Genomic DNA, 12,681 nt, shown 5'->3' on the forward strand with positions numbered 1-12,681 from the left:
TTTTAACTTGCTATGTTGATTTGAATGCTACCAACAATTTTATTATACCAAAATTTAGAGCGGTTACAAGTGGTAGAACACAAAAGTTTACATAGAAATAAAAATATAGGAGCGGATTCTTCCAAGAATGGACAATCAGAATTTTTGCAGTTTTGATCAGAAATGAGAGGGTGAAGAGTGAATGGCAAAGGATTATACGATAGGATTAGACATTGGAACGAATTCAGTAGGTTGGGCGGTCATCACAGATGAGTATCGCTTGATGGCAAAGAAAATGTCTATCCATGGAAATACCGAGAAGAAAAAGGTGAAAAAGAATTTTTGGGGTGCACGTTTGTTTGACGAAGGGCAAACAGCTGAAGCTAGAAGAAGTAAACGGACAACACGCCGAAGATTGATGCGCAGAAGATACCGTATATTGGAATTGCAAAAAATCTTTGCAGAAGATATCTTGAAAATAGATACCAATTTTTTTGTACGATTGGACGAAAGCTTTTTGAATCCAGAGGACAAACAGTATACTCGTTTTCCGATCTTCCCCACAATGGCAGAAGAAAAATCGTATTATCAAACATACCCAACAATTTATCACTTGCGTCAGAAATTAGCTGATTCAACGGAAAAAGCAGACATCCGATTGGTGTATCTTGCTTTAGCACATATCATCAAATACCGTGGCCATTTTTTATTTGAAGGAGAATTGGATACAGAAAATACTTCTGTGGAAGAAACATTTAAAGACTTTCTTGAGATCTATAATGAAAAATTTGAACAAGCCAGTGCTTTCTACGAAGGTATTGCTGCGATTCTGACGGAAAAACTTTCTAAAACTAAAAAAGTAGAGAAAATTCTTCAGTACTATCCTACGGAAAAGACTAATGGATGCTTTGCTCAATTCTTAAAATTGATCGTGGGGAATCAAGGGAATTTCAAACAAGTTTTTGACTTGGATGAAGAGGCTAAAATCCAACTATCGAAAGAAAGTTATGAAGAAGAGATTGAAAGTCTCTTAGAAAAAAGTGACGAAGAATTTCGTGATGTATTTCTTCAGGCAAAAAAGGTATATGACGCTATTTTACTTTCAGACATCCTCTCAACGAAAAAACAGAACTCAAAAGCAAAATTATCATTGGGAATGATCGAGCGGTATGACAGCCATAAAAAAGACTTAGAAGAACTAAAACAGTTCGTGAAGGCCAACCTTCCTGAAAAAACAGCAATTTTTTTCAAAGACAGTTCAAAAAACGGTTACGCTGGCTATATTGATGGAAAAACAACGCAAGAGGACTTTTATAAATTTCTCAAAAAAGAATTGAATGGTGTCGCAGGTAGCGAGCGTTTCATGGAAAAAGTCGATCAGGAAAATTTTTTATTGAAACAACGAACGACCGCGAATGGTGTCATTCCTCATCAAGTACACTTAACCGAACTCAAGGCAATCATTGAACGACAAAAGCCATACTACCCGTTTTTAGAAGAAGCACGTGATAAAATGATCCATTTGCTGACTTTCCGCATTCCTTACTATGTAGGTCCTTTGGCACAAGGTGAAGAAACCAGTTCATTTGCGTGGTTGGAAAGAAAAACACCTGAGAAAGTAACGCCATGGAATGCAACAGAAGTGATTGATTACAGTGCTTCAGCAATGAAATTCATCCAACGAATGATCAATTATGATACGTACCTTCCAACAGAAAAAGTGTTGCCTAAACATAGTATACTTTACCAAAAATACACTATATTCAATGAGCTAACCAAGATAGCCTATAAGGATGAACGAGGGATAAAACACCAATTTTCAAGTAAAGAAAAACGTGAAATATTCAAAGAACTTTTTCAAAAACAACGAAAAGTAACGGTGAAGAAACTACAACAGTTTCTTTCTGCTAACTACAATATCGAAGATGCAGAAATTTTAGGGGTTGATAAAGCATTCAATTCCTCCTATGCGACATACCATGATTTTTTGGATCTAGCAAAACCCAATACAGAAAGAGTAGTAGAGTTGCTAGAACAGCCTGAAATGAACGCAATGTTCGAAGATATCGTGAAGATACTCACTATTTTTGAAGATCGTGAAATGATCCGAACACAACTGAAAAAATATCAGAGTGTCTTGGGGGACGGATTCTTTAAAAAATTAGTAAAGAAACATTACACTGGTTGGGGACGTTTGTCTGAACGATTGATCAATGGGATCAGAGACAAGAAAACGAATAAAACGATCCTTGATTATCTGATCGATGATGATGATTTTCCTTACAATCGTAATCGCAACTTTATGCAATTGATCAATGATGACAGTCTATCGTTCAAAGAAGAATTAGCAAACGAACTGGCTTTGGTAGGTAATCAGTCATTACTAGAAGTGGTCGAGGCGCTCCCAGGCAGCCCAGCAATCAAAAAAGGTATCTGGCAAACACTTAAGATCGTTGAAGAATTGATTGAAATCATTGGCTACACCCCCCAAAATATCGTAGTTGAGATGGCTCGAGAGAATCAAACAACGACTGGTGGAAGAAACCGATCAAAACCACGGTTGAGATCATTGGAAGAAGCATTAAAAAACTTTGATAGCCCTCTATTAAAAGAGCAACCCGTAGACAATCAGGCACTTCAAAAAGACCGTTTATATCTTTACTATTTGCAAAACGGTAAAGATATGTATACAGGAGAAGCCTTAGATATTGATCGACTTTCGGAATACGATATTGATCACATCGTTCCAAGAAGCTTTATCGTGGATAACTCGATCGATAATAAAGTATTGGTATCCTCTAAAGAAAATCGTCTGAAAATCGATAATGTTCCAGACGAAAAAGTTGTTATTCGCATGAGAAACTACTGGGAAAAACTATTTAGAGCCAACTTGATCAGCGAAAAAAAACTCACTTATTTGACTAAAATGGAGTTGACACTTGAAGACAAGGCACGATTTATTCAACGGCAATTAGTGGAAACGAGACAGATCACTAAGCATGTTGCTGCTATTTTGGATCAATACTTCAATCAATCAGAAGAAAGCAAGGATAAAGGTATTCGGATCATCACCTTAAAATCATCCTTAGTCAGTCAGTTTCGAAAAACTTTTGGCATCCATAAAGTGCGAGAAATCAACAACCATCACCATGCACATGATGCATATTTGAATGGGGTAGTAGCAATTGCGTTACTCAAAAAATATCCAAAACTTGAACCTGAATTTGTGTATGGAAATTATACTAAATTCAATTTGGCAACAGAAAATAAAGCAACGGCGAAAAAAGAATTTTATTCGAATATTCTAAGATTTTTTGAAAAAGAAGAATACTCTTATGATGAAAATGGCGAGATTTTCTGGGATAAAGCAAGACATATTCCGCAGATCAAAAAGGTCATCAGCTCACATCAAGTCAATATCGTCAAAAAAGTCGAAGTACAAACAGGTGGTTTTTACAAAGAAACGGTAAATCCGAAAGGAAAACCAGATAAACTGATCCAAAGGAAAAATGGCTGGGATGTTTCGAGATATGGTGGATTTGGCAGTCCAGTGGTGGCTTATGCAGTTGCGTTTATTTACGAAAAAGGAAAGGCACGCAAAAAAGCTAAAGCAATCGAAGGAATCACTATTATGGAGCAGTCCTTATTTGAACAAGACCCAATTGGCTTTTTAAGTAATAAAGGATACTCAAATGTTACCAAGTTTATCAAACTGCCCAAGTATACATTGTATGAATTAGAAAATGGACGGCGAAGAATGGTTGCTAGCCACAAGGAAACACAAAAAGCCAATTCATTTATTTTACCAGAAAAATTGGTGACATTGCTTTACCATGCCCAACACTACGATGAAATCGCCCATAAAGAAAGTTTTGACTATGTAAACGATCATCTCTCTGAATTTCGTGAGATCCTAGATCAGGTAATCGATTTTTCGAACAGATATACGATAGCTGCTAAAAATACAGAAAAAATCGTTGAATTATTTGAGCAAAACCAAGGGTCAACTGTTCAAAGTCTAGCGCAATATTTTGTCAATCTAATGCAGTTAAATGCGATGGGGGCTCCTGCAGATTTCAAGTTTTTTGATGTGATCATTCCGAGAAAACGTTATACGAGTTTAACAGAAATATGGGAATCAACGATTATCTATCAATCAATTACTGGACTACGAGAAACTAGGACAAGGATGGCGACTCTATGGGATGGCGAACAGTAATCATCAATACGCATTCGAAGTTGACCTATACGAACAATCATTTGATTTTTAAAACTGCGCAAAAGATTGAGAAGATCCATCTTTCGGAAATCGATATTTTAGTGTTAGAAACAACCGATATCACATTGACGACGATGTTGGTGAAACGCCTGATGGATGAAAAAATCTTAGTGATCTTCTGTGATGATAAACGACTACCAACGGCGAAACTACTGCCATTTTATGGAAGACATGACAGCAGTTTGCAATTGCCAAAGCAAATTCAATGGACGCCAGAGTTAAAAGGAACTGTTTGGACAGACATCATTGCGCAAAAAATCCAAAACCAGTATAACCTTTTGCAAGCAAATGGCTTTCATGAAAAAGCGGAAGCTTTATCAACTTTAAAAAATGGATTAGAAATATTTGATCCCACAAATCGAGAAGGCCATTCAGCGAGAATCTATTTTCAAACATTGTTTGGTACTAAGTTTTCGCGGGAGTCCGCTACTGAACTAACTGCTAGCTTAAACTATGGCTATACTCTACTAATGAGCCTATTTGCAAGGGAAATCGTTAAGAATGGTTGTATGACACAATTTGGCTTGAAGCATGCCAATCAGTTCAATGATTTTAATCTCGCAAGTGATTTGATGGAACCGTTTCGTCCTTTAGTGGATCAAATCGTATTTGCGTATCGAGAAAAAGAATTTCCGATTATCAAAAGAAGATTGTTTGATTTGTTCTCGGAAAAGTATCTGTATGGTAAGAAAGAAATGTTTTTGACCAACATCGTGGCTGATTATACTAACAAGGTAGTCAAGGTGTTAAACAATGATCTGAAAGGAGTTCCTCAATTTAGGATATGAGCTATCGCTATATGAGAATGATATTGATGTTTGACATGCCCACTGATACCAGTGACGACCGTAAAGCTTATCGAAGATTTAGAAAATTTTTATTAAGTGAAGGGTTTATTATGCACCAGTTCTCTGTATACAGTAAGTTGTTGCTGAATGATACTGCGAACAAAGCAATGTTGGGACGATTAAGAACCAATAATCCTAAAAAGGGATTGATCACGTTATTGACGGTTACGGAAAAACAATTTGCACGAATGGTTTATTTGAATGGTGTGAGGGAGGTTAGTACAGCTAATTCTGATCAGCGTGTGGTGTTTCTTGGGGAGGATGCAGATGATGAATCTTAATTTTCCAATACTGGATCAACCAGTAAAAATTGAAAAAGGCACATTCTTCGTTATTGAAGATGTAGCAGTATTTGCCAATCTCACTAAATGTCTTTATAGATATGAAGAAGGAGAGTTGAAATTATTCAACGACCAGTATCAAAAATTGAAAGCAACAGAAATAATGGTCGTGACGGATATTTTAGGATTTGATGTAAATTCAGTACCAGTTTTAAAATTGATCTATGCAGATCTGGAGCAACAGTTGAATGAAAAAGTTGAAGTAAAATCCATGATCGACAAATTGACCACTACGCTCAGCGAATTGATCGACTACGAGTTATTAGATCATGAATTGGATTTGGAAAGTGATGAAATCAGGGTATTGGAACTGTTTAAAGCGCTTGGTGTAAAAATTGAAACGCACAGTGATACCATCTTTGAGAAAATGTTGGAGATATTGCAAGTGTACAAATATCTCTCTAAAAAGAAATTACTAGTTTTCGTCAATACATGCGCTTATTTTACTTTAAAGGAGCTATTGGAGATACAAAATTACATCTCTTTGTACAACATGGATGTTTTATTTCTTGAACCACGTAAAATTGAGGGAGTCCCTCAAAGAGTTTTAGATAAAGACTATTTTTTGACATAAAAACTATGCTAAAATGAACTTAAGAACAAATGACTTAAAGCAGTCATTCAGTATTTAAGACGAAAGTTTTGCTATGGACGAGTAGTTCGGTGATAAATCACGTAGAAAAAATTTTCTGCGAGGTTTTAGAGCTATGTTGTTTTGAATGCTTCCAAAACGTCAAATATTGTTCAAGAATTGAGAGATATGTTTTAGAGCTATGTTGTTTTGAATGTCTAGAGGATGAAGAATAGATGACCGAGGGGTTGTTTATTCTTTTTTCATATAATTGGACGGCGATGCTTTCTGTTAGTAACATAAAGGAGAAGGGTGGTTGGGGATATGTTTGATTCAACGTTGATGGTTTGCTTGGATTGGCTGATGACGATTTTAAATCTTGCTTCGATCATTATTTTAGTGGTCGGTGTTTTTTTAGTATTAAAAACGTTGTTTGATTGGCGGACTTTGAAGAAAGATTATGGACAGCGAAATAGTCGAAATGCAGAGATTCGCAAATTGTTGGCTAGTTATATTTTATTAAGTTTAGAAGTTTTAGTGGTGGCAGATATCATTGAATCTGTCATCAAACCAACTTGGACAGATATTTTAAAACTTGCTTTGATTATTTTGATCCGTACGATTATTTCGTATTTCTTGAATTTAGAGATTGAGGAACAACAACGAGCGAAGGCGGGGATGAAAGATGAAAGCTGAGATGATCGATGGATTGGCTCCTTATTTGGAGTGGTTAGTACTACTGATCGATCTATTTGCGATCGGGCTTCTTTTATGGGGGGCGTGGTTGGCATTGAAAGATTTTATCTTTTTCTCATTGGATAAAAAAATGGCGAAAGATGAACGAATCTTTCAAAATAATGCGATCAAGAAGATGTTGGGTGGCTATATTCTTTTAAGTCTGGAAATCCTGATTTCAGCTGGGATCATTGAGTCGATCATCAAACCGACATTGCAGGATATCTTTCAATTGGCGGCATTGGTGGTTATCCGAACAGTCATTTCGTATTTCTTGAATAAAGAAATCGGTTCAGTAGAAACACAATAAGTAAGGGAAAAACTGTTCTCAATGACTCTAAATCCAATGGAGCAGTTGAAGTAAATACTTCGAAAAATAGACCAAACTTCACAAAAATCGATTGATTTTTGTGAAGTTCTTTTTTATGACTTGAGATATTGGGCAAGACTTGTTATTGAAATAAATAGGCAATAGCGGACATCTTAAACTAAGACTTGAAATTATCACTTTACAGCTAAGACGATCGCTTTTTCAATGGTTTCAACAGAAACAGGAATGATACCGGAAAAAGGGATAGCATCTGGTGTATAAAGTGTACGTTCACACAAGATCTTGGTATTTTCTTGTGTTGCGAGTGTTTTCAACTCTTCGGTAAGTTGATTATAGATCGTAGGTTCGACATGGAGGATACAGGTAGTTACTTTTTCCAAAGCTTCGCGATAAATCAAATAGCGAACATCTGAGTTAGTGACGATATAGATATGAAAGTGAGATTTATCGAGACGCAAAATACCACTCAACTCAATAATAAATGCATCCAAACTATTATTATTGATTCTTAGATCATAAGGTAATTGTACTTGCCATTGTTGAAATAAAGGGCGTACCTCTACCGATAACCGCTGTTGTTCCTTCGATAAAAGATAAAATTTTTCTGGCATAAATAGTTGATAGTTGTCCCAAGTAGAGCGCATCAAGCGGATCAATGCACGTTCGAATGCTTTATTCCCAAGAAATGGGTAATCGAAATGGGTTTCAAATCGGTGGATCAATTCTTTGATTTCCTGACTATCTTCAATAAAGACTTGATGTAATTGGCGGAAATCTTCTTCGATTGCTTCATAAGAATCAAAACCATAATCACATAAGTTGAATAACACTAAGACAAAATAGAATTCATCTGGTGCATAATGATTTTTGAGATTCGTTTTTTCCCATATCTCTTTTACATAGGCATAGATCGGGCGTTTTTGGATTTCTTCGATGAAATGAGCATTTGCTGATAAGGTACTAGTTTGCTGACTGATATAGCTAACTACTAACCCCGTACGTAGAATTTCCCGATTTTCTTTATCATAGATTCGGCCGCTTTTCGCTGTTATAGAGTTGATAAAGTTCTCGACTTCGTCCCAATAATCTGGTGGTAAAGCAGGTACTTTTAGGATGCCTGTTCGATAAGCGACATTCAGGATCAGTAATCTGCGTTCGATTTCTGTGAATTTAGGCGAATAATGTTCGATCTTGATTCCGCAATCGGAAAAATAGTCAAGAACTTGCTTTTTTAATGAATAGGCTTTGCTGACAGAAACAAATTCTACTTCTGTTAATTGGATATAGTCTGGCTCTTCTTCTAAATACAACTGGACTGTTTTTAGAAATAAAGAAGGGCGAGCTAGTTGCTGCATCAAATGGAATCGTGGAACATCTGGTGTGAAATATAAAGAATAATGATCTTTATCTCTTGTTGCATAGATCACATCTGGTGCTAATTCTTTTTTCAATGCTTTGATATCGTTCAATAAAGTTGTTTTGCAGACTCGTAATAATTTTGAGGTCGTATCCAAGTCGATTTCTTTCGTTGTGTAGAATTGGCCGCAAAGAAACAATTGACGTAAAATGTTTTTTTCTAAATAGGCTTCAATCATTAAGACTCCTCCACATTGTAAATAATTGAGCAAATGCATATTAATTATGCCATATTTCGAAGGTGAAAACATGAATATTTTTCTGAAATGTCTTTTTATTCGCTTTTTAACGGATTTTTTTGTTATAAAAAATGAAATAATAAAAAAATATAGAGGGAAAATGAATGTGAAAATCAAACAAATGCATAATAGGATAGATGGAGATGCGAATAAAATGATAAGAATGTCTTTTATTGTTCATTTTTAAAATGATTTGATTTTATTGTAGAAGTAATTGGTAACGTTTATAGGATTGGAACGTTCGGTTTTGCGAAAATAAAATTCAGAAAAATCTAACTTTATTTCTTTTTTTTGAAATCAGGCTGTTTTTTTACTTGTTATAAAAAAAATTATCTCATTTTTTGGGTCTATAGTCAGTTGTGTGATACAGATGCACGAAACATCTGCAGTTGCAACACGTTGGCCAACGAAAAAAATGGAGGTAATGAAACATGAAAGATATGGATATCAAAGCCGTCTTTATTGGCGACAAAGCAGAAAATGGTGCAGTTTACAAAATGTTATTGAACAAGATGGTCGATGAACATCTTGGATGGAGAGAAAACTACCTTCCTGGTGATCTTCCTGCAATCAGCGAGGAAGATAAATTGGCTCCACGATACATCGCCACCCGAGAACGAATGATGACAGTGTTGGATGAAGTTAGTGAACGGATGCGCGCTGGTTCGATTCCTTGGCATTCTGCCGGTCGTTATTGGGGGCAAATGAATGCAGAAACGTTGATGCCTTCGTTACTAGCTTATAATTATGCCATGCTTTGGAATCCTAATAACGTTGCCTTAGAATCCTCAATGGCTACCTCACAGATGGAAGCAGAGGTTGGTCAAGACTTTGCCGAATTATTCAATATGACAGATGGTTGGGGCCATATTACAGCGGATGGATCGATTGCCAATTTAGAAGGTCTTTGGTACGCACGTTGTATCAAATCAATTCCATTAGCCGTGAAAGAAGTCTTCCCAGAAAAAGTTAAGAATAAGACAGAATGGGAATTATTGAACCTTTCTGTTGAAGAAATACTCGAAATGATCGAAACATTTACAGATGAAGAGTTGGATGCAGTGAAAGCTGCGTCTTCTCGTAGCGGAAAACATATCCAAGAATTAGGTAAATGGCTAGTGCCACAAACCAAACATTATTCATGGATGAAGGCTCTAGATATTTGTGGAGTAGGACTAGATCAAATGATCGCTATCCCAGTACAAGAAGATTATCGCATGGATGTGGCGGTATTAGAAAAAACGATCCGCGAGTTAGCAGAACAAAAAATCCCTATTCTTGGTGTCGTAGCTGTTGTTGGAACGACAGAAGAAGGGCAAGTTGACAGCGTTGATAAAATCGTAGAATTACGTGAAAAATTACGAGGAGAAGGGATTTATTTCTATCTCCATGTCGATGCAGCGTATGGTGGTTATGCTCGTTCCTTATTCTTGAATGAAGCAGGTGAATTTGTTCCTTATGAATCATTGACTGAGTTCTTCGAGGAACATCAAGTATTTCATCATCAAGTGAAAATCGATAAAAGTGTTTATGATGGCTTTAAGGCAATTACTGAAGCGGACTCTGTGACGATCGATCCTCATAAAATGGGGTATGTTCCTTATGCAGCTGGCGGTATCGTCATCAAACATAAAAACATGCGGAACATCATTTCTTATTTTGCTCCTTATGTTTTTGAAAAATCAGTCAAAGCGCCCGATATGTTAGGCGCATATATTCTAGAAGGATCAAAAGCTGGAGCAACAGCCGCCGCAGTTTGGACAGCTCATCGGATCTTACCGTTGAATGTGACTGGATATGGGCAATTGATTGGTGCATCGATCGAAGCTGCGCAACGTTTCAGAGAATTCTTAGGTCAATTAAGCTTTACAGTCAAAGGGAAAACAATCGAAGTTCATCCATTGAATCATCCTGATTTCAACATGGTCGACTGGGTATTCAAAGTCCAAGATTGCACAGATTTGAAGAAAATCAACGGCTTGAATGAAAAAATGTTTGATGTCTCTTCTTATATGGATGGAGATGTGTATGATGAACGCTTTATTACTTCACATACGACCTTTACAAAAGCGGATTATGGTGATTCGCCAGTTAGATTTATTGAAAGCCTAGGACTCTCAAAAGAGGAATGGCAAAAAGAACAACAAGTGACTTTGTTGAGAGCCGCAATCATGACGCCGTATTTGAATGATGATAAGATTTTTAAATTTTATACAGATGCGATCACAAAAGCCATTGAAAAGAAATTGAACGAATTACTATAAAAAATCGAATCGTGAACAGTCTAGCAATGAATGAAAGACACTTCCCCAGCTTGTCCACAGGAGATCATAAAAGTAAGTATGCATAAGAAAAAACGTCAATATTTATTTTTCAAAATTGCACGTGTATTTTGACTGATGTAAAAAGCGTTCTTGTTGCTATGATCTCATTCCCCCTGTGGCATTCAGAAAGCTAGATGGTTTATTTATCTGTGATAGAAAGAAGGAAAAATAAAATGGCGGATTCAAAATCCAAACAAATTACCACGCTGACCTTTATTGGGATGACTTGTGCGCTTGTTGCTAGTGTCCGAAATATCCCAGATGTGGCTGCAACTGGCTGGACGATGTTGTTTTACATGCTTGTGGCGGTATTATTCTATGCGTTTCCGATTTCATTGATCTCTGGAGAGTTTGCCGGGATGTTTCCACAAAATGGTGGGCCAGAATTGTGGGTATCTAATTCCTTAGGAAGAAAATGGGGCTTTGTTGTTTCTTGGCTTCTATGGGTCCAAATGTTTCCTGGAATGGTGATGGTTGCTTCTGCTCTTGCGCCATTATTTGGAAATATCATCGACAACGTGCCACTTGGGTTGAATAGCAAGTTTACGTTAGTTGTGATCTTAGTTGTTTATTGGATCGTTACCTTATTGAATTTGAAATTCGATATGGCAAAGATCGGTGGAAAGATTGGTGTCTGGTTAGGACTATATATTCCTTTAGCGATGATGCTTCTATTAGGCATCATTACTTGGATCAAAGTGGGGATTTTACCACATGGCACATTAGGAAGTTTCTCATGGGAAAAATTGATTCCTGATGCGAAAACAGCTAGCTCATTTGTTTATTTTGCACCAATCATGTTTATTTTTACTGGGATCGAAATGTCTTCTGTTTATATTACTCGTCTTAAAAATCCAGTGAAAACTTATATTCGCGGGATTTTTGTTGCTTTGATTTTCTTGTTTTTGGTGAATACGCTAAATGCGCTAGTTGTAGCAAATGTGGTACCAAAAGGACAAATGGAATTAAACAATATTGCTCAATCTATCTCCATCTATTGTCAAATCTTGGGGTTACCACATATCATCGTGAATATTTTCAGTCTGCTTGTTTTTGTCGGAGTTGCTGTACAGTTGTCTGCTTGGGCTTCGGGACCTGCGAAAACAGTTACCGCAAGTGCCAGAAAAGGAGCTTACCCACCAAAATTCAACTTTTGGAAAACGAATCAATTTGATGTTTCAAAATCAGTGATTTTAACTCAATCAACAATTATTTCGATTTTTGCATTGTTTTATCTATTGATTCCTGGAGTCAATCAAGCTTTCTTGATGTTAGTCAATTCAACCACAGTTATCTATTGTATCGTCTATGTGATCATGGGGATCGCTATCTTGAAATTAAGACAGGCTCATCCTGAATACAAACGACCATTTAGAATTGGCAAAAAAGGAAGCAATAGCAATCTAGGAGCTTGGATCGTTGTCCTTATCTTGTTTGCAGCGATTGTATTTTCTGTGGGATTGACGATGAAAGTAGGCACATTGATCAACTTGATTGCAGTGACTGTGATCAGCCTTGTCTTATTTTTTGCACCTTTAGGTATCGAAAAAATCAGAAAACCATCATGGGAGCAAGAAGTAACTGACAAATTGAACAAAGAATAAAGAAAAGGTGAGTA

At 36.6% G+C, this 12,681-nt stretch carries 9 protein-coding genes; 8 read left to right on the forward strand and 1 reads right to left on the reverse strand.

The window, feature by feature from the left end:
* Nucleotides 1-181 precede the first annotated feature (181 nt).
* The 6 genes from cas9 to IGI47_RS02815 all read left to right on the forward strand — a co-directional run bounded on the left by cas9 (nt 182) and on the right by IGI47_RS02815 (nt 7,063).
* Complete coding sequence (gene cas9, locus IGI47_RS02790; protein ID WP_438783253.1) at nt 182-4,198, forward strand: type II CRISPR RNA-guided endonuclease Cas9; 4,017 nt, start codon at nt 182-184, stop codon at nt 4,196-4,198.
* Nucleotides 4,180-5,046, forward strand: coding sequence for a type II CRISPR-associated endonuclease Cas1 (gene cas1 / locus IGI47_RS02795; protein ID WP_438783254.1), 867 nt, complete (start codon nt 4,180-4,182; stop codon nt 5,044-5,046). The genes cas9 and cas1 overlap by 19 nt, the downstream gene beginning before the upstream one ends.
* A complete protein-coding gene (gene cas2, locus IGI47_RS02800) occupies nt 5,043-5,387 on the forward strand; it encodes a CRISPR-associated endonuclease Cas2 (protein ID WP_311930869.1) in 345 nt (114 codons plus the stop codon). The genes cas1 and cas2 overlap by 4 nt, the downstream gene beginning before the upstream one ends.
* Entirely contained in the window at nt 5,377-6,021 is a 645-nt protein-coding gene (gene csn2, locus IGI47_RS02805) for a type II-A CRISPR-associated protein Csn2 (protein ID WP_438783255.1), read from the forward strand. Before cas2 ends, csn2 begins: the two co-directional genes overlap by 11 nt.
* 321 nt (nt 6,022-6,342) lie before the next feature.
* The gene (locus IGI47_RS02810) at nt 6,343-6,714 is read left to right on the forward strand and encodes a DUF1622 domain-containing protein (RefSeq protein ID WP_311930867.1); all 372 of its coding nucleotides are present in this window, start codon (nt 6,343-6,345) and stop codon (nt 6,712-6,714) included.
* Entirely contained in the window at nt 6,704-7,063 is a 360-nt protein-coding gene (locus IGI47_RS02815; RefSeq protein ID WP_311930866.1) for a DUF1622 domain-containing protein, read from the forward strand. The genes IGI47_RS02810 and IGI47_RS02815 overlap by 11 nt, the downstream gene beginning before the upstream one ends.
* Nucleotides 7,064-7,257: 194 nt before the next feature.
* Here IGI47_RS02815 and IGI47_RS02820 read toward each other — a convergent pair whose 3' ends face one another.
* Entirely contained in the window at nt 7,258-8,679 is a 1,422-nt protein-coding gene (locus tag IGI47_RS02820) for a DNA-binding protein (RefSeq protein ID WP_311930865.1), read from the reverse strand.
* A gap of 491 nt (nt 8,680-9,170) precedes the next feature.
* Here IGI47_RS02820 and tdc point away from each other — a divergent pair, with 491 nt between their 5' ends.
* Nucleotides 9,171-11,003, forward strand: a complete 1,833-nt coding sequence (gene tdc, locus IGI47_RS02825; RefSeq protein ID WP_438783257.1) for a tyrosine decarboxylase — start codon at nt 9,171-9,173, stop codon at nt 11,001-11,003.
* A gap of 233 nt (nt 11,004-11,236) precedes the next feature.
* Entirely contained in the window at nt 11,237-12,667 is a 1,431-nt protein-coding gene (locus IGI47_RS02830; RefSeq protein WP_438783258.1) for an amino acid permease, read from the forward strand.
* Nucleotides 12,668-12,681 lie beyond the last annotated feature (14 nt).

It is taken from the genome of Enterococcus sp. AZ191 (genome assembly GCF_051713845.1).
Classification (GTDB): domain Bacteria; phylum Bacillota; class Bacilli; order Lactobacillales; family Enterococcaceae; genus Enterococcus_B; species Enterococcus_B durans.

Coding starts and splice junctions, on each gene's coding strand:
- cas9 (WP_438783253.1), top strand. CDS start 182: ATGGCAAAGGATTATACGATAGGATTAGACATTGGAACGAATTCAGTA.
- cas1 (WP_438783254.1), top strand. CDS start 4,180: ATGGGATGGCGAACAGTAATCATCAATACGCATTCGAAGTTGACCTAT.
- cas2 (WP_311930869.1), top strand. CDS start 5,043: ATGAGCTATCGCTATATGAGAATGATATTGATGTTTGACATGCCCACT.
- csn2 (WP_438783255.1), top strand. CDS start 5,377: ATGAATCTTAATTTTCCAATACTGGATCAACCAGTAAAAATTGAAAAA.
- IGI47_RS02810 (WP_311930867.1), top strand. CDS start 6,343: ATGTTTGATTCAACGTTGATGGTTTGCTTGGATTGGCTGATGACGATT.
- IGI47_RS02815 (WP_311930866.1), top strand. CDS start 6,704: ATGAAAGCTGAGATGATCGATGGATTGGCTCCTTATTTGGAGTGGTTA.
- IGI47_RS02820 (WP_311930865.1), bottom strand. CDS start 8,679: ATGATTGAAGCCTATTTAGAAAAAAACATTTTACGTCAATTGTTTCTT.
- tdc (WP_438783257.1), top strand. CDS start 9,171: ATGAAAGATATGGATATCAAAGCCGTCTTTATTGGCGACAAAGCAGAA.
- IGI47_RS02830 (WP_438783258.1), top strand. CDS start 11,237: ATGGCGGATTCAAAATCCAAACAAATTACCACGCTGACCTTTATTGGG.